Origin of the sequence: Phycicoccus sp. HDW14 (assembly GCF_011383005.1) — a bacterium.
Lineage (GTDB): Bacteria > Actinomycetota > Actinomycetes > Actinomycetales > Dermatophilaceae > Phycicoccus.
In genome coordinates this window covers 2609834-2634865 of record NZ_CP049935.1, presented here as the reverse complement: position 1 = coordinate 2634865, position 25032 = coordinate 2609834, and the positions used below count along the sequence as shown (strand labels likewise).

Annotated in this window: 20 protein-coding genes and 2 pseudogenes; 12 read left to right on the top strand and 10 right to left on the bottom strand. The window is 74.1% G+C overall.

Annotated elements, in window-relative coordinates; genetic code table 11:
• Window positions 1-79: 79 nt before the first annotated feature.
• The gene (locus G7075_RS12785; RefSeq protein ID WP_240917595.1) at window positions 80-661 is read left to right on the top strand and encodes a sigma-70 family RNA polymerase sigma factor; all 582 of its coding nucleotides are present in this window, start codon (window positions 80-82) and stop codon (window positions 659-661) included.
• A complete protein-coding gene (locus G7075_RS12780; RefSeq protein WP_166122312.1) occupies window positions 648-1445 on the top strand; it encodes an anti-sigma factor domain-containing protein in 798 nt (265 codons plus the stop codon). Before G7075_RS12785 ends, G7075_RS12780 begins: the two co-directional genes overlap by 14 nt.
• A gap of 12 nt (window positions 1446-1457) precedes the next feature.
• Here G7075_RS12780 and G7075_RS12775 read toward each other — a convergent pair whose 3' ends face one another.
• The 6 genes from G7075_RS12775 to G7075_RS12750 all read right to left on the bottom strand — a co-directional run bounded on the left by G7075_RS12775 (window position 1458) and on the right by G7075_RS12750 (window position 8263).
• Window positions 1458-2012, bottom strand: coding sequence for a hypothetical protein (locus tag G7075_RS12775; RefSeq protein WP_166122310.1), 555 nt, complete (start codon window positions 2010-2012; stop codon window positions 1458-1460).
• A gap of 367 nt (window positions 2013-2379) precedes the next feature.
• The gene (locus G7075_RS12770; protein ID WP_166122308.1) at window positions 2380-2943 is read right to left on the bottom strand and encodes an RNA polymerase sigma factor; all 564 of its coding nucleotides are present in this window, start codon (window positions 2941-2943) and stop codon (window positions 2380-2382) included.
• Window positions 2944-3009: 66 nt separating this feature from the next.
• Window positions 3010-3570: a hypothetical protein gene (locus G7075_RS12765; protein WP_166122306.1), complete on the bottom strand. Its 561-nt coding sequence runs from the start codon at window positions 3568-3570 to the stop codon at window positions 3010-3012.
• A 180-nt stretch (window positions 3571-3750) separates the two neighbouring features.
• Window positions 3751-6423 (bottom strand): multicopper oxidase domain-containing protein, encoded by a 2673-nt coding sequence (locus tag G7075_RS12760; protein ID WP_166122304.1) that lies wholly within the window; start codon window positions 6421-6423, stop codon window positions 3751-3753.
• A 1095-nt stretch (window positions 6424-7518) separates the two neighbouring features.
• Entirely contained in the window at window positions 7519-7959 is a 441-nt protein-coding gene (locus G7075_RS12755) for a hemerythrin domain-containing protein (RefSeq protein ID WP_166122302.1), read from the bottom strand.
• Between the two features lie 16 nt (window positions 7960-7975).
• Window positions 7976-8263: a DUF2249 domain-containing protein gene (locus G7075_RS12750; protein WP_166122300.1), complete on the bottom strand. Its 288-nt coding sequence runs from the start codon at window positions 8261-8263 to the stop codon at window positions 7976-7978.
• 74 nt (window positions 8264-8337) lie between these two features.
• Here G7075_RS12750 and G7075_RS12745 point away from each other — a divergent pair, with 74 nt between their 5' ends.
• Window positions 8338-8925: a molybdenum cofactor guanylyltransferase gene (locus G7075_RS12745; RefSeq protein ID WP_166122298.1), complete on the top strand. Its 588-nt coding sequence runs from the start codon at window positions 8338-8340 to the stop codon at window positions 8923-8925.
• Window positions 8926-8969: 44 nt separating this feature from the next.
• Here G7075_RS12745 and G7075_RS12740 read toward each other — a convergent pair whose 3' ends face one another.
• A complete protein-coding gene (locus G7075_RS12740) occupies window positions 8970-10370 on the bottom strand; it encodes an MFS transporter (protein WP_166122296.1) in 1401 nt (466 codons plus the stop codon).
• A gap of 22 nt (window positions 10371-10392) precedes the next feature.
• Window positions 10393-11748 (bottom strand): nitrate/nitrite transporter, encoded by a 1356-nt coding sequence (locus G7075_RS12735; protein ID WP_166122294.1) that lies wholly within the window; start codon window positions 11746-11748, stop codon window positions 10393-10395.
• A gap of 213 nt (window positions 11749-11961) precedes the next feature.
• Between G7075_RS12735 and G7075_RS12730 the strand changes: the two genes are divergently transcribed.
• The 9 genes and pseudogenes from G7075_RS12730 (at window position 11962) to G7075_RS12685 (ending at window position 23344) form a co-directional block, all read left to right on the top strand.
• Window positions 11962-12693 carry a metalloregulator ArsR/SmtB family transcription factor gene (locus tag G7075_RS12730; RefSeq protein WP_240917594.1) on the top strand — a complete coding sequence of 244 codons (732 nt, stop codon included), beginning with the start codon at window positions 11962-11964 and terminating at the stop codon, window positions 12691-12693.
• Window positions 12694-12714: 21 nt separating this feature from the next.
• Window positions 12715-16428, top strand: a pseudogene (locus G7075_RS12725) (nitrate reductase subunit alpha).
• 1 nt (window position 16429) lies between these two features.
• Window positions 16430-18091, top strand: a complete 1662-nt coding sequence (gene narH, locus G7075_RS12720; RefSeq protein ID WP_166122292.1) for a nitrate reductase subunit beta — start codon at window positions 16430-16432, stop codon at window positions 18089-18091.
• Window positions 18088-18807 (top strand): nitrate reductase molybdenum cofactor assembly chaperone, encoded by a 720-nt coding sequence (gene narJ / locus G7075_RS12715; protein ID WP_166122290.1) that lies wholly within the window; start codon window positions 18088-18090, stop codon window positions 18805-18807. Before narH ends, narJ begins: the two co-directional genes overlap by 4 nt.
• Window positions 18804-19553, top strand: a complete 750-nt coding sequence (gene narI / locus G7075_RS12710) for a respiratory nitrate reductase subunit gamma (protein WP_166122288.1) — start codon at window positions 18804-18806, stop codon at window positions 19551-19553. The genes narJ and narI overlap by 4 nt, the downstream gene beginning before the upstream one ends.
• 38 nt (window positions 19554-19591) lie before the next feature.
• Complete coding sequence (locus G7075_RS12705; protein WP_205860494.1) at window positions 19592-19861, top strand: DUF6457 domain-containing protein; 270 nt, start codon at window positions 19592-19594, stop codon at window positions 19859-19861.
• A pseudogene (locus tag G7075_RS22865) lies at window positions 19858-20519 on the top strand (hypothetical protein). Before G7075_RS12705 ends, G7075_RS22865 begins: the two are co-directional and overlap by 4 nt.
• Before the next feature lie 106 nt (window positions 20520-20625).
• Window positions 20626-21192 carry a molybdopterin-binding protein gene (locus G7075_RS12690; RefSeq protein WP_166122282.1) on the top strand — a complete coding sequence of 189 codons (567 nt, stop codon included), beginning with the start codon at window positions 20626-20628 and terminating at the stop codon, window positions 21190-21192.
• Window positions 21193-21562: 370 nt separating this feature from the next.
• Window positions 21563-23344, top strand: a complete 1782-nt coding sequence (locus G7075_RS12685; protein WP_166122280.1) for an ABC transporter ATP-binding protein — start codon at window positions 21563-21565, stop codon at window positions 23342-23344.
• Between the two features lie 19 nt (window positions 23345-23363).
• Here the strand turns inward: G7075_RS12685 and G7075_RS12680 are convergent, their stop codons facing one another.
• The gene (locus G7075_RS12680; protein ID WP_166122278.1) at window positions 23364-24056 is read right to left on the bottom strand and encodes a class F sortase; all 693 of its coding nucleotides are present in this window, start codon (window positions 24054-24056) and stop codon (window positions 23364-23366) included.
• Window positions 24057-24133: 77 nt separating this feature from the next.
• Window positions 24134-24961 (bottom strand): DUF4397 domain-containing protein, encoded by an 828-nt coding sequence (locus G7075_RS12675; RefSeq protein WP_166122276.1) that lies wholly within the window; start codon window positions 24959-24961, stop codon window positions 24134-24136.
• Window positions 24962-25032 lie beyond the last annotated feature (71 nt).

The window sequence follows — 25032 nt, the reverse complement described above, 5'->3', positions numbered from 1 at the left end:
CCGGTCGGGGGTGGCCCTGGCCACCCCCCGGAGGCCGCGCGCCCGGGACCCCCTTGTGCTCGCCCCTATCGTGGAGCCCGTGATCGTGGACGCCGAGGTGGAGCCGGACCTCGCCGACCTCCAGCACCTCGCCGAACGCCTGCGGGCCGGGTCGCGCGAGGCGCTCGAGGAGGCGTGGACGCGCTGGTCCTCGCTCGTCTACACCCTCGCCCTGCGCTCGGTCGGTGACCACCACGACGCCGAGGACGTCACGCAGCAGGTGTTCGTCGCGGCGTGGCGGGGCCGGCACACGCTGCGGCCCGACCGCGGCACCGTGCCGGGGTGGCTGGTCGGCATCACCCGCCACAAGGTCGCTGACCTGCACGCCCAGCGCTCGCGGCGGGCCCGTGACGCGGCTGCGGCGCTCCAGGTGCTGCCGGACGAGCACGGCCCGCCACCCGACGAGGCGCTGGCCGTGCGGCTGCTGCTCGCCGACGCGCTCGACCGGCTCGGCGAGCCCCGGGCCGGGCTGGTGCGGATGGTCGTGGTCGAGCAGCTGACGCACGAAGAGGTCGCCCGCCGCACCGGGCTGCCGCTCGGCACGGTCAAGAGCCACGTCCGCCGCGGACTGGCCACCCTGAGGAGCCACCTGGAGGAGGTGAGTGACGATGACCCCCGATGACGCCCTGCACCCCCTGCAGCCCGAGCACCCCGTGCACCCCGACGACGACCTCGCGCTGGTCGCCGCCGGCGAGGCGGTGGGCCCCGAGGTCGCCCGGCACGTCGCCACCTGCGCCCGGTGCACCGCCGAGGTCGAGGCACTGCGACCGGTCGTCGACCTCGTCCGTGTCCCCGTCCCGGTCCTCGTCGCCCCGCCGCCCGGCCTCTGGGACGCCGTCGTCGCCGAGCTCGATGCCGACGACGCGCGGCCGGCACCCCCGTCCGGGGTCGCCGCGACTCCTGCCCCTGCTCCCACCCCCGCGGCGACCGCCGACGTGCTGCGCCTGGCGACCGCGCGCCCGGCGCGTCTAGTGAGCCCGTGGTGGCTGGGCGCCGCGGCGGCCGCCGGCCTCGTCGTCGGCGGGCTGGGGGTCGGCGCCCTCGACCGGCCCGCCCCCGCGCCGAGCCCGAGCGTGCTGGCCCGCACCACCCTCGACACCCTCGACACCCGCGAGGCCCGGGGCAACGCGAGCGCGGTGCGCCTCGACGGCCACCTCGACCTCGACGTCGACACCGCCCGGCTCGACGCGGGCCCGGGCTACCTCGAGGTCTGGCTGCTCAACACCGACGGCAAGCGGATGGTCTCGGTCGGTGTGCTCCGGCCGGACGCGGGGATGCAGCGCTTCGCCATCGACCAGGCGTTGCTCGACCAGGGCTACCTCGTCGTCGACATCTCCCGCGAGGGCTTCGACGACAAGCCGGAGCACTCCGGCGACAGCCTCGTGCGGGGGACCCTCGCGCTCTGAGGGGGATGCCTCTCAGTCGTGCGCGGGGGCGTCGGAGCCGGAGCCGGAGGTCGACCCCGAGCCGGAGCCGCTGTGACCCGAGGACTCGCCGTCCTCGCCGCCGTGGTCCCCACCGGAGTCTCCACCGGAGTCGCCGCCGGAGTCCCGGCCGGAGTCGCTGCCGCCGTCGTCGGCGTGGTCCTGCCCGCCGTCGTCGCCGGAGTCGCCCGAGTCTCCCGTCTCACCGGAGCCGCCGGAGTCACCGGAGCCGCCGCCGCCACCGGAGGTGTGCCGGCCGGTCGAGGTCGACGTGCCGCCGTCCTCGCCGTCGTGGTCGCCGCCGCCCCCGCCGGAGTCGTCGGAGCCCTCGTCGTCGTCCCCGCCGCTGCGCTGGTGGGTGGGCCGCGCCGGGGCGGTCGCGGCCGGGAGGACCGGGGCCTGCTGCGGTGGCGCCGGCTCCTGCGCCTCCTCGCTGGGTGAGGGGGTGCTCGAGGGGGTGGGCACGACCGGTGCCGGCGTGGAGTCGTCGGGGTGGGGCAGGTCCCAGGGCGTCCAGCGCGAGACCACGTCGGAGACGACCCGCTGCACGGGGCGGGGGAGGCCGTCGGCCGCGGCGGCGCCGACGCCGGCCGCGAGGAACCCGATGACGGCGACGCCGGCGATGCCGCGGCGGCGCAGCCGGGAGCGGCGGGCCTCGGCGAGGTCGACGACCCCGGCGGCGGGGAGGCGTCGGTGCGTGCACCCGTGGGCTCCGCCACGGAGGTCGCGGTGCCTGCGGGTCGCGCGGCCGCGGCGAGCACGGCGGCCAGCTCGTCGCCGATCTCGGGGACGGGCCCCTGTCCGGCGTCACGCAGCCGGTACAGGAAGTCGAGCACCCCCGGGTCGTCGACGAGGAGGTCGCCGGCGAGCCCGCCGTCGCGGCCGTCCCTCGGTGTCCTGTCGTCCATGTCGTCCTTCACCGTCCCTGCTGCCGGTCGTCCACCAGTGCCAGGGGGGAGAGCAGCGCGCGCAGCGCCGCCAGCCCCTTGGCCTGCATCTTCTTCACCGCGGGCTCCGAGAGCCCCAGCGTCTCCGCCGTCTGCCGGACGGAGAGGTCGGCCAGCACCCGGAGGACGATGACCTCCCGCTGCTGGTCCGGGAGCAGCTCGAGGACCTCGGCCAGCTCGCCGGCCGCGACCCGCTCGAGGGCGCTCTGCTCGGCCGACGGCGCCGTCCGTCCGTCCGCGCCCTGCTCGTACGCGGTGGTGTCCGGCCGCCGGGCCCGCTGCCGGTGCTCGTCGACCAGGCGGGCGTGGGCCACCGAGAAGGTGAGCGTCCGCAGACCCTCCCAGCCGCCGTGCACGGCCCGGATGCGGGGGACCACCTGGAGGAACACCTCGTTGGTCATGCCGTCGGGGTCGCGGGACCCGCGCACCGCGAGGTAGCCGCGCACCACCGGCGCCAGGGCCCGGTAGATCGTCTCCAGGGCCCGAGCGTCACCAGCGGCGGCCGCGGCGGTCACGGCGTCGAGGTCGGTCAAGGGCGAGTGCTCCCGGGTGAGGTGGTGCGGCGAGCGTAGCCACGCCGCACCACCGCCCGCAGGGCTTCAGTCGTCCTCGCCGCCGTGGTCCCCACCGGAGTCGCCGCCACCGTGGTGGCCGCCGTCCTCGGTGCCGTCGTCGCCGTGGTCGCCGGTGCTGTCGTCGCCGTGGTCCTCGGAGGTGCCGTCGCCGTGGCCCGAGCCCTGGTGGTCGGCGTCGTCGCCGTGGTCGTCGGACTCGTCCTCGCCCTGGTCGTCACCGTGGTCGTCCGCGTGCTCGTCGGAGTGCTCGCCACCGTGGCCGCGGCCCTGGTGCTCGCCGGCGTCGTGGCTCGCGTCCTCGGAGTCGTCCTCGCCCTGGTCGTCACCGTGCTCGACCTCGGTGGCGTCGTCGGACTCCGAGGGGGTCGGGGTCGGGGTCGGCTCGGCGGTCTCGGTCGGCTCGGGGCTCTCGGTGGGCTCCGGGGTCTCGGAGGCCTCGGGGCTCGACGTGGTGCTGCTCGTGCTCCGGTGGTGGCTCACGGGGGCGTCCGGGATGCCGACGGCCGCGGCGGCCAGGCCGCCGGCGACGGTGGCGGCGGCGGCGATGCCCGTGGCCACGAGCCGGCGGACGGTGGTCTTCGTCATGGGTACTCCTCGTGCGGTGGGGTGGTGGGTCCCTGTCTGGAGTGGTCATCGACGGAGGGGCCGGGCACGGACCCCTCCGTCCCACATCCTGAGACGACGACGGTCCGGGGTGGCTCGCGGCCGGCCCGCGTCGGGCGGCGTCGCGCGCGTTCCCGCAGGTCACGGCCCCGGACCGCCGGGTCAGGGCGTGACCGTGAGCAGTCCCCTGGCGCCGCGCTCGGCGTCGGCCATCGCGTGCGTGACGAAGGGGTAGTGCCCGGGGGTGCCGGCGTCGAGCTCGACGAAGCCGCCCTGGGCGACGGCCAGGGCGAGCACCTGGGAGCCACCACCCGTCGAGCCCGTCGGGCCGCGCCCGTGGTCGAGGAGGTAGGCGCCCTCGCTCCACACCGTGTCGAACTGGGCGCCGACCACGTGGAAGGCGCTGCCCCGGTTCGGGCCGGCCGCGAGGACCCAGAACCGCACCCGCTCGCCGGTCCTCGCGGTGAGGGGCCGGGCCACGTACTGGTTCGCGACGCCGTCGAACACGACGAGGTCGGGGGTGTCCGCGGCGGCGGAGGCGGCGTCGACCTCGGCGGGGCTGCGCCCGTCACCGTCGAGGTGGACCTCGGACTGGACGAGCAGGTAGCTGCGGTCGACGACGGGCAGACCGTCGGGCTCGATGACGACCGCACCGTGCATCCCGGCGGCGATGTGCGCGCTCATCGGCATCGTCGAGCAGTGGTACATCCACACCCCGGCCCGGCGGGCGGTGAACCTGTAGGTGAGGCTCGCGCCGGGCGGCACCGTGCGCATGACGTCGTCGGGCACCGCCTCGCCCGCGTGGACGTCGACCGAGTGCCCCATCGACGAGGCGTTGACGAGCGTGACGACGAAGGTGTCGCCCACCCGGCCGTGGAGGGTCGGCCCGGGCACCGACCCGTTGTACGTCCACCGCCGCTGCCGCACACCGGGGGCCACCTCGACGTCGACCTCCTCGACGCGCAGCGTCACGTGGTGCACGCGCTCGGGCGTCAGGGGTGGCAGGGTCGCGTCGACCGCCCGGAAGCCGGAGCCGAAGGGTCGCGAGAGGTCGACCGGCGAGGCGGCGGACGGGGGCGAGCCCGACGGACGAGGTTGTGCCGCAGCCGGACCCGTGGACCTCGCGCCCACGGCGTGCACCTGCAGCACCATCCCCATCTGCCGGTGCCCGACGACCGAGCACCACCCCTCGGCGTCACCCCCGACGACCCCGACGTCGAGGGTCGCCGAGCTCCCGGGCATCACCCGGCGGGTGCGCAGGTCGTCGTCGAAGGTCAGGTCGTGCGGCGAGCCGTCGTCGGTGTTGACGAGGTCGATGACGAGCCGGTCGCCGTGGGGGACGTCGATGCTCGCCGGCACGTAGGACATGTCGTGCGCTTCCACCCGCACGCGCGTCGTGTGGCCGGTCGGCGTGGTGCCGGAGGCGGTGGCCCGCAGCCCGGAGGCCGTCGTCGCGGACACCGGGGTGAGTCCGGCGGCGGCGGGGTCGGCGGCCACCCCGAGCGAGGCGGCCAGCGCGAGCGCCGCGACCCCCGCGACGAGCTGCCCGGTCGGGACCCCGCTCCGTCCGGCGGCCGGCGGCGTCGGCGCCGAGCCCTCGGCCAGCCCGGCCAGGAGGGCGTGGCGGGCGGCGACGGCCGCCCGCACCGCGGCGAGCAGCAGCGGGACGAACGCGGCCAGTGCGGCGAGGACGAGCACCGACACGGCGACCCGGACGGCGCCCGGCACGGGCAGCAGGCAGAGCGCGAGGCCGGCGTTGACGACGACGAGACGCGTCGCCCAGGCCCGGTCGAACCGCTCGGCGGCCGCCCGGACGACCGACGGGCCGCCGCCGAGGACGACGGGGATGAGGTGGGCCAGCGCCCCGGACAGCAGCTGGGCGGCGAACCCGACGGCGAGGACCGCGGCCAGCGCGTCGTAGCCCTCGGCCACCTCCGCCCACCCGTCGGCGAGGGCCAGCCGGGTGGCGAGGACGACGAGCGCGACGACCCCCCACGCCATGGCCGCCGTGACCGACACCGTCGCGACCGTGCGCGGCGGCGCCTGCCGGGCCGGTGCGAGCAGGGCCCGGCCCCACCACGCGAGCCCGGCCAGGTAGAGGGCGAGGCCGAGCACGGCGGCCGCCCGCAGCCCCGCGACGGCGCCGCCGGCGGTCACCGCCACCGCCACCGCGAGCACCGGCAGGGCCTGGCGCGCGAGCCGCTCGGCTCGTTCGTCCATCCGGGTGCGCAGCATCGTCGGCCACAGGGTGACGAGCGTGCCCGTGACGGTCAGCCCGAGCCAGCCGAGCACCATCGTCATCGAGTGCGCCACGAGCACCCGTCCGTGCCACTCGTCGTCGAGGCCGCGGGCCAGCCAGGCCCCGAACCCGGCCCCCACCGGCACGCAGGCGGCGGCGGCGAGGTAGTACCGCACGGTGATGCGGAAGCGGCCGGGCAGCGCGTGCCGGAGCCGGCGCCACAGAGCCCATCCGTGCAGCGCGACGGTCAGCGCCACGCCGCTCGCCCCGGTGACGGTCAGCGGCCACCAGCCGCTCGGCACGCCGACGAGGACGAGGGCCGCGCCGACGAGGAGGACGAGGATGCGCCGGTTCTGGCGGGCCCGGTCGTCGAGCGCCTCGGGGGTCTTGAGCAGCGCCTGCGTGAAGTGCGTGCTCCACACCATCGCCGAGTGGGTCATCGCGCCGAGCAGCACGAGGTGCACCATCAGCCAGCCGGCGGCCGGCACGACGGGGTGGGCGAGCGCGACGAGGACGGCGAGGGCGAGCCAGACCAGGCCGGGCCGGTCCCGCAGGGGGAAGCGGCCACGGGATGCGGGTCGGGTGGACGTGCTCACGAGGGGACCTTCCGGAGGGTCGCGCGGGAGGGGACGGGGCGTCGCGACGCGAGGGCCGAGCCCGCGGCGGCGGTGAGGGGAGCAGGAGGAGCGCGACGGCGGTACCGGTGCCCCCGACGACGACGAGCGCCTCGAGGCCGGTGACGTCGCCGGCGACCCGGAGCGCGAGCGTCGTGTGCAGCACCGCCAGGGGGAGCCAGAACGCCGGGTGCCAGGGCAGCGGGCGGCGCAGGACGGCGGGCAGGATGACCGGCGCGTGGGCCATGACCATGCTCATCGCGAAGCCGAGGAAGACCGCGTGCACGACGAGGTCGTGGGCCCGCGCGCCCCTCGTCGGGCCGACCGCGACCCAGGCCGCGCCGGCCACGCCGAGCCACGCGTACCCGGCGAGCATCGCGGCGGCGGCGAACCGCGGCAGCCCGCTCGTCCGGACGAGCCGCACGGCGACGTCGCGGGGTCCGAGCCAGGTGACGAGCAGGAGCAGCGCCGCCCCGAAGGCCCGCGTCCCCGAGCCGGGGAGGACCGCGGCGAGGGCCGCCGACCCGGCGACCGGCAGGGCGAGGAGCACGAGGGTGCGCCCCGCGCCGGCCGGCAGGTGCAGCGCGGCGAGCTCGACCCGTTCGGCGGCGATGGTGAGCACGACGAAGCCGGCGAGCAGCGGAACGGTCAGCGGCACCTCGACCCGCAGCATGAGCAGGGTTGCGAGAGAGGCCAGCCCGGCGCCCAGGACCTCGACGAGCACGGTGTCGTCCTGCCGTCGACCCCAGAGCGCCCCGAGCACCGCGACGAGGGCGACCGCGCCGTCGAGGAGGAGCACCTGCCCGAGGGCCCGGGGGAGCGGGGACGAGAGCGCGAGCCCGCCCGCACCGAGCAGCACCGGCGCCGCGTACGCCCACGCTCGGCGCAGCGCGACCGCCCGCTCGAGGGCGACGAGCGTCCCGAGGAACCCGAGCACCATGATCGGCCCGTGCACGTCACCGAGCCGTCCGGACGCGACGGGCGCCGGACCCCCGAGCCGCACCAGACCGGCATCGAGCCCGGCGAGCAGGCTGAGCGCGGCGGGGACGAGCAGCCAGCCGCGCCCGGGGCGGGCCCTCATCCGGGCGGCGGAGGGGTCATCGACGCGACGAGGTCCCACTCCGGCCCGGCGAAGGCGATGGCGGCCGCGGGGAAGAGGCCGTTCTCCTCGCGGTCGACGTGGTCGCGCAGGGCCCGCTCGAACGCGGGGACCTCGTCGAGGTGTCCGGCGCGGATGCGCGAGAGCCGCTCGTCGAGCGTGACGTGCTCGGCGCACAGGGACCCGACGTGCCCGGCGAACTCGTCGTCACGGGCCAGCAGCGCGAAGAGGCCGGCCTCCTCGGCCCGCGTGTGCGGGTCGAGGAGGCCGGCGAGGACGGCGGCGGTGCGCTCGACGGCACCGGCGTCTGCCCCGAGGGCGGCCCGCCGCAGGTCGCCGCAGGCGTTGATGATCTCGACGTGCTCGGCCATGAACCGGCCGACCACCGTGATGGCCTCGCAGCCGCAGTAGGAGCACACGTCAGGACCGCCCGGCTCAGGCGCGGGTCAGGCGCAGGCGCCAGGCCCGCGGACCCTCGTCGAGGTAGGTGACGGTGAGCGGCCCGTCGCGGTCGGCGATCTGGGCCAGCAGCGGCTTCGGGTCGTGCGGCGCGACGATGACGAGCGAGGCGCCCCCGCCGATGGCGGACCAGGCGCCCAGGACGACGGCGTGCCGGATGGAGTGGGGGATGGTGCGCACGTCGAGCTCGGGGGCCTCGTGCCCCGCGTCGCCGCAGCCGCAGGCGGTGGGCATCGGCGAGAGGGTCAGGTCGGGTCCGGTCATCGGGGTCTCCTCGGTGGAGTGGTGGTGGGGTCACGCCGCGGCGGGCGCCGGGTGCGGGGTGGCAGACTCGCCGGGTGGCCGACGAGCTGGCGTGGGAGGTGCGCACCGACGTCACCGTCGTCGTGCTGGCCGGTGGGGGCTCGAGGCGGTTCGGGTCCGACAAGCTCGCGGCCGACCTCGGCGGGGTGACGGTGCTCGACCACCTGCTGGCCCGGCTGCCGGTGGGCTGGCCGCTGGTGCTCGTGGGGCCACCGCGCGACACCGCTCGGCCCGATGCGCGCTGGGTGCTCGAGGACCCGCCGGGCGGCGGCCCGCTCGCCGGGGTCGCGACCGGGGCGGCGGCCGTCGGCACCGCGCTCCTCGTCGTGGTGGCCGGTGACATGCCGCACGCCGCCGAGGCGGTGCCGGGCCTGCTGGCCGCCCTCGACGCCGCCGGTCCCGACGTGGCGGCCGCGGTGGCGGTCGACGACGACGGGCACGCGAACCCGCTGCTCGCCGCCTACCGCTCGGCAGCGGTGCGCGAGGCGCTGCCCGGCCCGGCGCACGACGCACCGGCCAAGCGGCTGCTCCGCCTGTCGCACACCGAGGTCCGCGTCACCGGCCACCGGGGCCGCGACGTCGACACGGCGGCCGACCTGGAGCGGCTGAGGCGCGAGGTCTGACACTGGGGTTCCTTCCGGGGCGTCGGTGGGCAGGGTGGGGTGGGTCAGCTCCGCTTGGCCGCACCGGGCCGGGCGTAGCGCCACCAGGTGATGCCGAGGCAGAGGACCGCCCAGGCGATGCCGACGCTGTAGAAGGCGACCGGCCCGAGGGTGGTCACGCCGACGCCGAAGAAGAACGGCCCGAAGGCGGCGATGGCCGCGGTCCACCCGATGACGCCACCCGCCTGGCGGCGCTCGAAGATCATCGGCATCTGCTTGAAGGTCGAGGCGTTGCCGATCCCGCTGAACAGGAAGATCGCGAGCATGCCCCACAGGAAGTGGCTGAAGCCGCCCTGCAGTGCCGCCGCCGACGAGGTGTCCGGCGTCAGGGCCGGGATCGTGTACGCGATGGAGCCGATGAGGCCGACGCCCGAGACGAGGGTCCACGGGGCGCCACCGGTGCGGTCGGTGAGCGGGGCGAAGAGCACGCGGGCGCCGGCGCCGACGAGCGGGCCGAGGAAGACGTACTTCACCGCGTCGGGCACGGCGTAGCCGGCGATGAGCACGGTCGCCGAGGCGCCGGTGCCCTTGACGATGTCGGTGTTGCCGCTGCCGTAGAGGTTGGTCATCAGCAGGCCGAACTGCGCCGCGAGGCCGGAGAAGGTGCCGAAGGTCATGATGTAGAGGACGGTCATCCACCAGGTGTCCTGGCTGCGGAAGATGTCGAACTGCTGGCGGATGTCGGCCTTGACCGGCACCGACCGGAGCATCGTCCAGGCCAGGGCCGCCCCGACGACCATGAGCGGGATCCACACGAACGCGGCGTTCTGGAACCACACCGTCTGCTCCGGCTTGCCGGGGACGGCGAGCTGCTGGCTGCCGCCGAAGACGGCGAGCGCCGAGATGGCGACGATGTACGGCGTGAGCAGCTGCACGAGCGAGACGCCGAAGTTGCCGAGGCCGGCCTGCAGCCCGAGGGCCGTGCCCTGCATCCGCCTGGGGAAGAAGTACGAGGTGCTCGGCATGAAGCCGGAGAAGGCACCACCGCCGATGCCGGCGAGGAAGGCCAGCACCATCAGCTCCCAGTAGGGGGCGGTGGGGCTCTGCACCCGCACGCCCCAGCCGAGGGTCGAGGCGATGAGCAGGAGGCTGGTCAGCGACACGAGCCTTCGCGTCCCGAGGACGGGCGGCAGGACCATCCAGACGAGCCGGAAGAGCCCGGCGGCCAGGCCCGGCATCGCGGCCATCCAGTACAGCTGTCCCTTGGTGAACTCGTAGCCGAGGGCGTTGAGCTTCGGGATGACGGCACTCGGCAGGTACCAGGCGGCGAAGGCCAGGGTCAGGCAGAACGTGGTGACCCACAACGTCTTCCAGGCCAGGCCCTTGTCCCAGGTCTGCTCGTCCTCGGGGTCCCAGGCCTGGAGCCACTCGCCCCTCTGCTCGCGGTTCGCGGTGGTGGCGGACATCTCGGTCTCCTCGGGTCGGGGGTCAGTGGGCGGCCACGGCGGGCGCCGCGGACTCGAGCCGGTGGGCGAGCTCGGGGGACCCGTCGTGCAGCATCCGCACGACGGTCAGGTGCATCCACACCGCACAGAGCGCGACGAGGACGAAGAGGACGAAGAACGTGGAGGTGGGGAAGCCGGTCCAGGCCTTCGTGTAGGCGAAGAGCGGCGGGAGGAGGAACCCGCCGAGGCCGCCGAGCATCCCGACGAGGCCGCCGACGGAGCCGACGTTCTCGGGGAAGTACTCGGGGATGTGCTTGTAGACGGCGGCCTTGCCGATGCCCATCGCGCTGCCCAGCACGACGAGCAGGACGGTGAACGGCACGATGCCGAGCGAGTACGTGAGGTGCGAGGAGTGCGAGCCGTCGGCGTGGTCGACGACGAGGTGGCCGTCGGGCATCATCAGCACGCCGGCCGCGCCGAGCATCACCGCGAGGGTCCAGTACATGACCCGGCGGGCGCCGAGCCGGTCGGAGAACCAGCCGCCGACCGGCCGCAGCAGCGAGGCCGGGAAGATGTAGAGGGCGGTGAGCAGCCCGGCGACCGTGAGGTCGACGCCGAAGTTGTCGACGTAGTACTTCGGCAGCCATGCGGCGAGGGCGACGTAGGCGCCGAAGAACGCGACGTAGTAGAGGCTGAAGCGCCAGACGCGCAGCTGGCGCAGCGGCGCGAGCTGGGAGGCCAGGCTTGCCGAGCGGCCAGGCTTGTGGTCGTGGCGCGGGGCGCCGAACCACAGGAGCCCGGCCATGACGAGCAGCAGCCCGGCGTAGATGACCGGCACGAGCCGCCAGCCGCCCTCGACGGAGCCGCCGAACCACGCCGCCCCGGCGGTGCCGGCGACGAGGGGCGGGCCGATGAACTTGGTGACCGAGGCGCCGACGTTGCCGGCGCCGAAGACGCCGAGGGCCAGGCCCTGGTGCTCGCGCGGCTGCCAGGCGGCGTTCCACGCGATGCCGGCGCTGAAGGAGTTGCCGGCGAAGCCGACGAGGAAGGCCAGGCCGAGGATCATCCCGTAGCCGTGCGCGTGGGCGACGAACCAGGCGGGGACGGCCGTCGCGAGCAGGAGGACGGTCATGACCTTCCGGCCGCCGACCCGGTCGGTGAGCATGCCCGCCGGCAGCCGCCAGAGCGACCCGTTGAGCACCGCGACCGCGCTGACCCAGGCGAGCTGCGGGTCGGAGAGGCCGAGCTCCTTCTGGATCGGCACGCCGAGGATCCCGAACATCAGCCACGCGGCGAACATCAGGGTGAAGGCGGCGGTCGAGAGCCACAGGACGCGGCGGGCGCCGGCCGGGTGGGCGGCCTCGGTGCCGGCGGGGGCGGCCGCGGTGAGGGTGGACATGCGGTCCTCCGATTGGAAGGAGAGAAATCCTCTAAATCTGACGATCCGGGACGGTACTCCTCCGCGCGGAGATTGCACAACTACTTGTCGTAGTAATCCTGAGAAACCCTCAGGAACAGGGAGGATGTCGAGCCGGAAGGGCTTCACGGCTGGCCGGTGGATGTGCTTATATAGAGCGAATCATTCCCGTAAATTGCAGGAGAGGATGAGCCGGTGACCACCCAGCAGCAGTACGACGCCGCCGCCCTCCTCGCCTCGCCGGTGCGCCGGCGCCTCGTCGAGCTCCTCGAGGCGGGTGCCGAGCAGTCCCCCGAGGGCCGCACCGCCGCCGAGCTCGCGCCCGAGGCCGACCTGCACGTCAGCACGGTGCGCTTCCACCTCGACCAGCTCGTCGCGGCCGGCGTCCTCGAGTCCTCGTTCCAGCGTCGCGGGACGGCCGGGCGGCCGCGCAAGGTCTACCGACCTCTCCCGCGCGGAGCGGCTCCCGCCGCGGCGGGCAGCGAACCGCTCCGCCTGCTCACCCAGCTCCTCGCCGAGGCGATGACCGCGTCGGTCCACGGCGAGAAGGTCACCCCCTTCGAGGCCGGCCGGCGCTGGGCCCGCGAGCACCTCGCGAGCCACCCCGACCGCGCCCCCGCCGACAGCACCGGCGTCTGGCTCGGCCGCGTGGGTGAGGTCATCGACGTCCTCGAGGGCTGGGGCTACCAGCCGGAGGTCTCGACCTCCGACGGCGGCCGCACCGCCCGGGTCGAGCTCGCCGACTGCCCGTTCCTCGACCTCGCCCGCGACAACGAGGCCGTCGTGTGCGGCGTCCACCGCGGCCTGATCGTCGAGTCGCTCCGCCAGGCCGGTGAGGCGGGTGCCGAGGTCGCCCTCGAGCCCTTCGTCACCGAGAACCAGTGCCTCGCGCACATCCGGACCACCACCCCCTTCCGTTCCACCTGACCCACCACCGCGGGGAGAGCAATGACCACCACTCCGGGCCTCGACGGGCCCCTCACCCAGGCACTGGTCGGCACCCGCCGCTTCTTCACCTCGGGCGAGGTCTCCCCGGACCGACGGGCGCTGCACCGCGAGGGCGGACGGTCGGGCGACGCGTTCTACCGCGACCGGTGGTCCCACGACAAGGTCGTGCGCTCGACCCACGGCGTCAACTGCACCGGGTCCTGCTCGTGGAAGGTGTACGTCAAGGACGGCATCATCACCTGGGAGGCCCAGCAGACCGACTACCCGTCCACCGGCGCCGACCGCCCGAGTACGAGCCCCGCGGCTGCCCGCGCGGCGCCGCGTTCAGCTGGTACACGTACTCGCCCACCCGGGTCCGCTACCCGTACGTGCGCGGCGTGCTGCTCGAGATGTTCCGCGAGGCCCGCCGGGCCGTCGGCGGCGACCCCGTCCTCGCCTGGGCCTCCATCGTCCAGGACCCGGAGAAGGCCCGCCGCTACAAGTCCGCTCGCGGCAAGGGAGGGCTGGTGCGCTCGACGTGGGACGAGGTCGTCGACCTCATCGCGGCGGCGCACGTCTACACCGTCAAGCGCTGGGGTCCGGACCGCATCGCCGGCTTCTCGCCCATCCCGGCGATGTCCCCGGTGTCGTACGCGTCGGGTGCCCGCTTCCTCGAGCTCATCGGCGCCCCGATGCTCTCCTTCTACGACTGGTACGCCGACCTGCCGAACGCCTCGCCGCAGATGTTCGGCGACCAGACCGACGTCCCCGAGTCCGGTGACTGGTGGGACGCCGGCTACCTCATCATGTGGGGCTCGAACGTCCCGATGACCCGTACGCCCGACGCGCACTGGATGACCGAGGCGCGCTACCGGGGCAGAAGGTCGTCGCGGTCTCGCCCGACTACGCCGAGAACGTCAAGTTCGCCGACGAGTGGGTCGCGTCGGCGCCGGGCACCGACGGCGCCCTGGCGATGGCCATGGGCCACGTCATCCTCAAGGAGTTCTTCGTCGACCAGCAGGTCGACTTCTTCACGCAGTACAACCAGCGCTACACCGACCTGCCGTTCCTCGTGTCGCTCGAGCCCGACGACGCCGATCCGGCTGCGGCAGAGGACGGCCCGGCGTTCCGGCCCGGCAAGTACGTCGTCGCCGGCGACCTCGACGTGCCCGAGGCATCCTCCGAGAACGCGATGTGGAAGCCGGTCGTCCTCGACGCCCGCACCGACGACGTCGCCGTGCCGCAGGGCTCGCTCGGCTTCCGGTGGGGCGACGAGGGGCTCGGCCGCTGGAACCTCGACCTCGGCGGCATCGAGCCGGTCCTCTCCCTCCTCGACACCGCCACCGAGTCGGTGCGCGTCGTGCTGCCGCGCTTCGACACCGCCGACGGGAAGGTCGCCCACGTCTCCCGGGGCGTGCCCGCCCGCAGGGTCGGCGGCCGGCTCGTCACCACCGTCCTCGACCTGATGCTCGCCCAGTACGGCGTCGCGCGCGACGGGCTCCCGGGCACCTGGCCGGCCTCGTACGACGACCCCTCGACCCCGGCGACGCCGGCGTGGCAGGCGGAGATCACCTCGGTGCCCGCCGAGCAGGTGACCCGGCTGGCCCGCGAGTGGGCGCAGAACGCCATCGACACCGGGGGCCGCGGGATGATCCTCATGGGCGCGGGCACCAACCACTGGTTCCACTCCGACCAGCTGTACCGGGCGATGCTCGTCCTCACGACGATCACCGGCTGCCAGGGCCGCAACGGCGGCGGCTGGGGCCACTACGTCGGGCAGGAGAAGGTCCGCCCGATCATGGGCTTCCAGCACATGGCCTTCGCCCTCGACTGGCACCGCCCGCCGCGGCACATGAACCAGACCGCGTACTGGTACGTCAACACGAGCCAGTACCGGTACGACACCTTCACCGCCGACGACGTCGACGCCGGCACCGGCGCCTTCGCCGGGAAGGGCGTCATGGACCTGCTCGCCCAGTCGGTGCGCCTCGGGTGGACCCCGAGCTACCCGACGTTCAACCGCAGCAGCCTCGTGCTCGCCGACGAGGCCGAGGCCGCGGGGATGGCGCCGGCCGACTACGTCGTCGACCAGCTCAAGTCCGGCGCACTGCGGTTCGCGGTCGAGGACCCGGAGGCCGAGGAGAACCACCCGCGCATCCTCAGCCTGTGGCGCGCCAACCTCCTCGGCTCGAGCGCGAAGGGCAACGAGTACTTCCTCAAGCACCTGCTCGGCACCGACAACGCCGTCACCGCGCGCCAGGCGCCCCCGGAGAAGCGGCCGGAGGGCATCGAGTGGCCCGAGGACGTGCCCGAGGGCAAGCTCGACCTGCTGACGACCATCGACTTCCGGATGACCAGCTCGACCCTCTTCTCCGACGTCGTGCTGCCGGCGGCCACCTGGTACGAGAAGCACGACATCAACACCACCGACATGCACCCGTTCGTGCACTCGTTCAACCCGGCGATCGCCCCGCCGTGGCAGAGCAGGACCGACTGGGAGGCCTGGAAGGCGGTCGCGAAGCGCTTCTCCGAGCTGGCCGTCGACCACCTCGGCACCCGCCGCGACGTCGTCGCCAAGCCCCTGTGGCACGACACCCCCGAGGCGATGGCCACGGTGCACGGCGTCGTGAAGGACTGGCGCCACGGCGAGTGCGAGCCGGTGCCGGGCGCGACCCTGCCGGTGCTCGCCGTCGCCGAGCGCGACTACCCGGCCGTCTACGAGAAGATGACGTCGGTCGGGCCGCTCCTGGAGTCGGTCGGGATGCTCACCAAGGGTGTCCCCTACGAGGTCGCGCGCGAGGTCGACATCCTGCGGGCCCGCAACGGCACCGCCACGTCGGGCGCCGGCTCCGGTCAGCCGCGGCTCGACACCGACATCCACATGGCCGACGCGATCCTCCACCTGTCCGGCACGACGAACGGGCACCTCGCGACGCACGGCTTCAGGAACGTCGAGAAGCGCACCGGCACAACGCTGCACGACCTGGCCGCCGAGCACGAGGGCAAGCAGGTCACCTTCGCCGACACCCAGGTCGCGCCCGTCCCGGTCATCACCTCGCCGGAGTGGTCGGGGTCCGAGTCGGGCGGTCGGCGGTACGCGCCGTTCACCATCAACATCGAGCGGCTCAAGCCCTTCCACACGCTCACCGGGCGCCAGCAGTTCTACCTCGACCACGACTGGGTCCTCGGGATGGGGGAGGCGCTGCCCGTCTACCGGCCGCCGCTCAACATGACCGAGCTGTTCGGCGAGACCGCCCTCGGCGAGCAGAACGCGCTCGGGTCTCGGTCCGCTACCTCACCCCGCACAACAAGTGGTCGATCCACAGCGAGTACCAGGACAACCTCTTCATGCTCTCGCTCTCGCGCGGCGGGCAGACGATCTGGATGTCCGACCTCGACGCCGAGAAGGTGGGGGTCAGGGACAACGACTGGGTCGAGGCGGTCAACCGCAACGGCGTCGTCGCGGCCCGCGCGATCGTGTCGCACCGGATGCCCGAGGGCACGGTCTACATGCACCACGCGCAGGACCGGCTCATCGACGTGCCGCTCACCGAGCGCGACGGCAAGCGAGGGGGAATCCACAACTCCCTCACCCGGATCATGATGAAACCGAGCCACCTCATCGGTGGGTACGCGCAGCTCTCCTACTTCTTCAACTACATCGGGCCCACCGGCAACAACCGCGACGAGGTCACGATGATCCGCCGCCGCACCAACCAGAAGGTCGAGTACTGACATGCGGGTCATGGCGCAGATGGCGATGGTCATGAACCTCGACAAGTGCATCGGGTGCCACACGTGCTCGGTCACCTGCAAGCAGGCCTGGACCAACCGGGCCGGCACCGAGTACGTGTGGTTCAACAACGTCGAGACCCGTCCTGGCCTGGGCTACCCGCGCGGCTACGAGGACCAGGACGAGTGGCAGGGCGGCTGGGTGATGAGGAAGGGCCGGCTGCGGCTGCGCGCCGGCGGTCGGCTCAAGAAGCTCGCGACGATCTTCAGCAACCCGAAGATGCCCTCCATCCAGGACTACTACGAGCCCTGGACCTACGACTACGAGACGTTGCTCAACGCCCCGGCGCAGAAGACCTTCCCCGTCGCCCGGCCGCACTCGCTGATCTCCGGCAAGCCGATCAACATCTCCTGGAGCGCGAACTGGGACGACGACCTCGGCGGCTCGCGCGAGCACGCCGTCAAGGACCCGATGCTCAAGGGCATCGAGGACAAGGTCCGCATGGAGTTCGAGAAGACCTTCATGTTCTACCTGCCGCGCATCTGCGAGCACTGCCTCAACCCCTCGTGCGCCGCGTCCTGCCCGAGCGGGGCGATCTACAAGCGCGAGGAGGACGGCATCGTCCTCGTCGACCAGGACCGCTGCCGCGGCTGGCGCATGTGCATCACCGGCTGCCCGTACAAGAAGGTCTACTTCAACCACAGGACCGGCAAGGCCGAGAAGTGCACGTTCTGCTACCCGCGCATCGAGGTCGGCATCCCGACCGTCTGCTCGGAGACCTGCGTCGGTCGGCTGCGCTACATCGGGCTCGTGCTCTACGACGCCGACAAGGTGCTCGAGGCGGCCACCGTCGAGGACGACCACGACCTCTACGAGGCCCAGCTCGGCGTCTTCCTCGACCCCGAGGACCCCGAGGTCCGCCGCGAGGCCGAGGCGGCGGGCATCCCGGCCGACTGGGTGGAGGCCGCCCGGCGCAGCCCGGTCAAGAAGCTGATCCTCGACTACAAGGTGGCGCTGCCGCTGCACCCGGAGTACCGCACGATGCCGATGGTCTGGTACATCCCGCCGCTGTCGCCCGTCGTCGACGTCGTCAAGGACACGGGCCACGACGCCGAGGACGTCGACAACCTCTTCGGCGCCATCGACACCCTGCGCATCCCCGTCGAGTACCTGGCCAACCTGTTCACCGCGGGCGACGTCGCGCCGGTCGACGGCGTGCTGCGCAAGCTGGCGGCGATGCGTTCGTACATGCGCGACATCAACCTCGGTCGCGACCCCCGCGACGAGATCCCCGCGGCCGTCGGGATGGAGGGGGAGGCGATGTACGAGATGTTCCGCCTGCTTGCCCTCGCCAAGTACTCCGAGCGCTACGTCATCCCGCCGGCGCACGCCGAGCAGGCGCACGCGCTCGAGGAGCTGGCCACCGAGTGCTCGGTCTCCGAGTACGGCGGCGGGCAGGGTGAGGTGTTCGGGGAGGGGTCCGGCGCCGCACCGACGCCCGTCGCGGTCGAGAACTTCCGTGTCCTGCAGCAGACCCAGTCGGCCGACTCGCTCGAGCAGCTGCCGGGCGACAACCCGCTGCGCGGCCGGGTCAACCTCCTGACCTGGGACGGCCGGGGGATGCCCGACGGCCTGTTCCCGGTGGACGAGGAGGCCGGCCGATGAGGTGGCGCCGGCACCGCGGTGCGCAGCCCGGGCTCTCCGAGCGCGACCTCGTCGACACCTGGCAGCTCGTCTCGCTGCTCCTCGACTACCCCGACGAGACGCTCCTCGCGCGCCTGCCGATGCTGCGCGAGGTCGTCTCGGGCCTGCCACCGGTGCAGCGCGACCTGCTCGACGCGCTCCTCGACACCCTGGGGTCCACCGACCTCGGTGTGCTGCAGCGTGACTACGTCGACACCTTCGACGTCACCCGGAAGTGCTCGCTGCACCTCACGTACTTCTCGCACGGCGACACGCGTCGGCGCGGGGTGGCGCTCGTCGAGTTCAAGCAGGCCTACCGCAGGGCGGGCGTCGAGTTCGACACCGACGTCGAGCTGCCCGACCACCTCTGCGTCGTCCTCGAGTTCGGCGCCGTGCACGACTGGTCCACCGCCTGGCACCTCCTGACCGCCCACCGGGTCGGCATCGAGGTGCTGAGGGCCGGTCTCGCGCACCGTGGCTCGCCGTGGCTGCCCGCCCTCGAGGCGCTCCGGGCCACCTTGCCGGCGCTGGAGGGCGACGACGAGACCGCCCTGCTGCGCCTCGTCGCCGAGGGGCCACCCCAGGAGGACGTCGGCCTCGAGCCGTACGCCGTCGACCCGCGCCTCAACCCGCGCCCCGAGCCCGCCGACGCCACGGCGCTGCTCGGCCCGACCATCCCGGTAGGAGCCCCCCGATGAGCACGTTCCTCTGGGTGATCGTCCCCTACGTGTGCCTCGCGGTGTTCGTCGTCGGTCACGTCTGGCGGTACCGGTACGACAAGTTCGGCTGGACCACTCGCTCGAGCCAGCTCTACGAGAGCCGACTGCTGCGCATCGGCAGCCCGATGTTCCACCTCGGGATGCTCGGGGTCGTCGCCGGCCACGTCGTCGGGCTCGTCGTCCCCCAGGTGTGGACCAACGCCCTGGGCCTCAGTCCGCACGCGTACCACGTCATCGCCCTGGCCGGCGGCATCCCCGCCGGACTCGCGGCGGTCGTCGGGCTGGTCATCCTCGTCTACCGCCGCCGGATGACCGGGCCGGTGTTCCGCGCGACGACGGTCAACGACAAGGTCATGTACGCGGTGCTCGGCACCGTCGTCGTCCTCGGCATGTGGAACACGGTGGCGGGCAGCCTGCTCCAGTTCGGCGGCGAGTACAACTACCGCGAGGGCGTCTCGGTGTGGTTCCGCAGCATCTTCGCCCTCCAGCCCGAACCCGCCCTGATGGCCTCGGCGCCGCTGGGCTTCAGGCTGCACGCGCTGCTCGCCTTCCTGCTGTTCGCGATGTGGCCGTTCACCCGTCTCGTGCACGTGTTCTCGGCGCCGCTGGGCTACCTCACCCGGCCGTACCTCGTCTACCGCTCGAAGGATGCCCGGCCCGGCCGCGGCACGGGAAGCCGTGCGCCGCAGCGGGGCTGGGACAAGCCCGAGCTGACCCGGAAGTGACCCGGCCGCTGCCGGGTGACCCCTCGAAGGAGAGCACCATGACCGACCTCGCCGCCGCCGAGCTGGAGTGGCAGGACTGGATCGCCGAGGCCTGCGCCGCGGTCGGCGTCGACCCCGCCGACGTCGACGTCACCGGCATCCACGGCCTGACCAAGGAGATCGCGCACGGCTTCGCCCGGCCGATGGCCCCGGTCGGCTCGTACATCCTCGGGCTGGCCGTCGGTGCCCGGGCGGCGGCCGGTCGCGAGGTCTCGCAGCCCGAGCTGACCAGCGCCATCCGCTCGACCTTCCCCGGGGTGCCGGGATGACCAGCGTGGTGCCCCTCGACCCGGCTGCCCCGGAGTGGTTCCCGCCGACCGCGGCGCCGGGGCAGCCGACCCCGGTCGACGTCGACGAGGCGCTGGCCCGGGTGCTCGACGGGCTGGTTCCCCTCCCGGCGCACGACGTGCCCGTGTGGAGCGCCCTCGACGGGGTGCTCGACGAGACGGTCCGGTCCGGGTCGCCGCTGCCCGCGTTCGACAACTCGGCGATGGACGGGTACGCGGTGCGCGCGCAGGACGCCGTCGACGGGCGTCGGCTGCGGGTCGTCGGTGACGTGCGCGCCGGTCGCCCGACGATGCTGCGGGTGGGTCCGGGGAGGCCTGTCGGGTGATGACGGGTGCGCCGGTGCCGCAGGGGGCCGACACGGTCGTGCCGTTCGAGGTGACCCGCACGTCCGACTCCGCCGGCGCACCGGCCACCTCGCTCACCCAGCTGCCGCCCGCCTGGATCGAGGTCGCGGAGCCGGTCGCGCCCGGGCGCCACGTGCGCCGGGTCGGGGAGGACGTCCCGGCGGGCTCGGTGCTGGCGACCGCCGGCAGCGCCGTCGGGCCGGGGAGGTCGCGCTGTTCAGTGCCGTCGGACTCGCGAGCGTGCGGGTCACCCGGCCACCGGTCGTCGCGGTGCTCTCGACCGGCGACGAGCTGAGCCCGGCCGGTGACCCGCTCGGGCCGGCCCGCGTGCACGACGCCAACGGGCCGGCGCTGGCCGCCCTGGTCCGCCGGGCGGGGGCATCCAGGTGGAGGGGGCGCTCGTGCCCGACCGGCCGGACGCCCTGGTCGAGCGCCTCGAGCAGCTCGCCGGCTCGGTCGACCTCGTCCTCACGAGCGGCGGCGCGTCCGCCGGGGCCGCCGACGTCGTCGGCCGGCTCACCGAGACCCGGCACCGCGTCGAGTCGCTCGCGGTGCGGATGCGCCCGGGCAAGCCCCTCGTCGTGGGCCGCGTCTCCGCGGGCCCGGGCGGTCGCGAGGTGCCCCTCATCGGGCTGCCGGGCAACCCGGTCGCCGCGATGGTCGCCTTCGAGGTGTTCGCCGGCCCGGCCATCGCGCGGCTGCGGGGACTGCGCCACGACGGCGTGCGGGTCGTGCAGGCCCGCTCGCTCGACGAGCTGCGCGCGACCCCGGGCCGCGTGTGCTTCGCCCGGGTCCGCGTCGAGCGCGACGACGACGGCCGGCTCGTGGCCCGCTCCACCGGCGGGGGCTGCGGCCACGGGGTGCGCTCGCTCGTCGGCGCCAACGGCCTGGCGGTGCTGCCGGCCGACGGATCGGACGTCCGGCCCGGGGACCTCGTCCCGGTGCGGATGACCGGCTGGTCCGCCTGACACGGGGGAGAGGCGTCGCGAGGTCACGGGCGATGACCGTGGGTGCTCGCCCACGACCCGGATGAGCGGGTGGTCGGGCGATGCACGAAGCGCGGTCGATCGCGCGCGGTGCATCACGGTGATGCAGGGCGCGGCCCAGGTGCCGCGGTGTGCATCACCGCAGCGCCGTGCCCTCGACTCTCGTGGTGGGTTCTGCAGCACGAGACACGGGCGACGCCCCGCGGAGCGATCGGAGGACGGGTGCGGCTGTACGACCGACCGCCACCGGGGGAGGTGGGTGAGGTAACCCTTACCTGCCTCGTAGGATGGCGGAGGGCCGGCGTCCAGCGCCTCGACCCGCGCGACCCCCGACCCGACCGAGGACCCTCCCGTGCCCGAGCTGCCCGCTCCCCCCTCCCGCCCGCTCGCGGCCCTCTGGGACCGCTACCGGCGCCACCGCACGCGGTTCGTCCTCGCCGTCGCCGTCTCGACCGTCAACAAGGTCGCCGACGTCGTCCCCGAGCTGCTCATCGGCGCGGCGGTCGACGTCGTCGTCCGGGGCGACTCCTCGTTCGTCGCCGGGCTGCTCGGCGTGGAGTCGCGCGAGGCGCAGCTGGTGTGGCTGGCCGTCGTCAACGGCGTCATCTGGCTCGTCGAGTCGGCCAGCGAGTACGTCGCGGCCCGCCTCTTCCGCGGCCTGTCCCAGACCGTCGAGCACGACCTGCGGGTCGAGGCCTACGACCACGCCCAGCGCCTCGACCTGCGCTGGCACGAGGCCCGGGCCACGGGCTCGACGCTCGCGACCGTCAACGACGACGTCAACCAGCTCGAGCGCCTGCTCGACGTCGGGTTCCCGGCCATCTGGCAGACCCTGCTCAACGTCGGCATCGTCGGCATCGTCTTCGCCATCGCCTCGTGGCAGCTGCTCGTGCTGGCCTTCCTCCCGATCCCCGTCATCGTCGCCGCGTCGCTGCGCTACCAGGGCGTCCTCGAGCCGTACTACCTCCGGGTCCGCGAGGGCGTCGCGCGGCTGTCGGGCGTGCTGTCGGCCAACCTCGGCGGCCTGGCCACCATCAAGGCCTTCACCGCGGAGGACCGCGAGCGCGACCGGGTGCGCGAGGCGTCCGAGGCCTACCGCGACGCCAACATCGAGACCATCCGGTGGTCGGCGGCGTTCGTCCCGGTCGTGCGGGTCGCGATCCTCGCCGGGTTCACCGCGACCCTCCTCGTCGGCGGGCTGTCGGTCCTCGACGGGCGGCTCGACGTCGGCCTCTACTCGGTGCTCGTGTTCATGACCCAGCGCCTGCTCTGGCCGCTCACCGAGGTCGCCACCGTCCTCGACCTCTACCAGCGCGGACGGGCCTCGACGGCCCGCATCCTCGCCCTGCTGGCCGTGCCGGTCGAGGTCGACGAGGGCGGCCACGACCTCGCCGAGCCCGTGCGCGGGCACCTCGAGTTCCGTTCCGTGCGAGCCGGGTACGGCGACGGACCCGACGTGCTCCACGACATCGACCTCGTCGTCCCCGCGGGGGAGACGCACGCGCTCGTGGGCACGACCGGCGCCGGCAAGTCGACGCTCCTGCGGCTGCTGCTGCGGTTCGACGACCCGCGCGCCGGGGCCGTCCTCGTCGACGGCGTCGACGTCCGCACCCTCACCTGGGGCTCGCTGCGCGGGTCGATCGGCTACGTCGCCCAGGACGTGCACCTCTTCGCGGGGTCCATCGCCGAGAACCTCGAGTACGCCCGCCCCGGGGCCTCGCGCACCGACCTCGCCGAGGCGGTGCGCCACGCCGCGGCCGACGACGTCGTCGAGCGGCTCCCGGGCGGCCTCGATGCGACGGTCGGCGAGCGTGGCCTGACCCTGTCGGGCGGTCAGCGGCAGCGGCTGGCCCTGGCCCGAGCGCTGTTGCGCCGCCCGGCCGTCCTCCTCCTCGACGAGGCGACGAGCGCGGTCGACACCGAGACCGAGGCCGCCATCCAGCGCTCGGTGCGGGAGGCGAGCGCCGGCCGCACGGCACTCGTCGTGGCGCACCGGCTCTCGACCGTTCGGCACGCCGACCGGATCTGGGTCATCGACGCCGGGCGGGTCGCCGAGTCCGGCACGCACGACGAGCTGGTCGCGGCCGGAGGCACCTACGCGGGCCTCTGGGCCATCCAGACCGGCGACGCCTGAGGCCGGGAACCGACGCGGCTCACGGCACCGGCACGGCCGTGACGACGACGTTGTCGCGGTGCGACCTGAGCTCGGGGATGTACTCGCCACCACACGTCACGAGGACGAGCAGCGGCCGGCCCTCCCGCGCGAAGATCTCGTCCACCGGCAGGGCCTTCTTGCGGATGGACTCCCGACCCCGCACGACGTAGCGGTGGGTCGTGCCGTCGGCGTCCACCACCTCGACGCGCATGCCCTTCTCGGCACCGGCCAGTGGTGCGAGCGCCCCGGCTCCGTCTTCCCGGGTCGCGACGTGGCCGGCGATCACGGTGTGCCCCAAGGGGTCCGCCGGTGCAGACCCGTACCGGTACCAGCCGACGCTCGTCGGGGAGGCCGGGATGACCATCGCCCCGTCCCGCTGCACCCCGACGGCGCGCACCGTGGCGTCGACGCCGAGGGCGGGGATGCGCAGCCGGGCGGGCGGGGGTGCCGTGGCCGCCTCCGGGGTGGCCGCTCGGACCGAGGCACTGACCGAGGGCCGGACCGAGGGGGTGGGTGTGGGGGTCGGGGCGGCGGTGGTCGTCGTCTCGCGCAGGGCCCCCAGCCCGTCACCGGCGGTGGGCGCCGGTCGCCCGAGGAACCAGCCGGTCAGGGCCACGACGGCCGCCACGGCGACGACGAGCGACACGGCGGCGCCGACGCGCCACCGCCGGGCGGCTGCCGCTGGCTCCATCGTCGTCCTCCTGCGTGGCCGGTGTCGTGGGGGAGCGGGTGGGCCGGCGTGCTGCCGGCCCACCCGCTCGTCGGTGCTCAGGCCCGGACGCGCTGCGCCCGTCGGCCCATCGCCCCGGCCGCCACGAGCGCGAGCAGCGCGATCCCGGCGAGGGCGAACGGCGTGCGGTCGGCCGGCAGCTCGGCGGTGCCGGACGGGACGCCGGACGGCGAGGAGTGCAGCCCGCCGATGGTCTGCACGGCCAGTGCGAGGTTCGCGTCCTCCGCCGAGCCGTAGGCGTAGACGATGGTCGAGGTCCCCTCCTTGAGGTCGAGGTCGGCCGGGCCGATGACGGGGTCGGTCGTGCCCGCGAGCGCGACGGCGGCGGACACCGAGCCGGCGGGCAGGTCGGCGCTGTCCTCCTTCGGGTTGGTCAGGCCGCTGAACACGGGCTTGCCACCGGCGAGGATGTCCACGGCCGGGGCGGCCGCGGTGTGCCGCACCACGAGACGGGCCTGGCCGGCCGCGACCGGGTCGACGTCGTTGGCGAAGGCGGCGAGGACCGGGTCGCCGGAGGCGTTGAGGTGGGCCACGACGCTGAGGTTCGCGCCCGCCGGGACCTCCACGCCCGTCGCCTCGATCGCCGGGTCGCCCGACGGGTCGGCGCCGGCCGGGAAGACCGCGAGGTTGTAGGTGCCACCCGGCAGGTCGACCGGGTCGGTGACGGTGCCCGGCTCGAAGTCCTGGAGCAGGGCCTCCTCCGCGGTGTAGGTCTCGTCGGCGCTGCCGTAGACGTCGACGGTGAGGCCCGGCACGCCGTGCACGACGGTGACCTTGGCGTCGTCCGCGGCCGCAGCCGGTGTGGTGAGGACGAGGGGGAGTGCGACGGCCGCGGTGGCCGCGCAGACTGCGATGACTCGGCGCATGACGAACCCTTCTCGAGGAGCTGCTGACACCTCCTCTTCCGTCGCAGTCGGCGTTCGGATGCGGTTGTCGA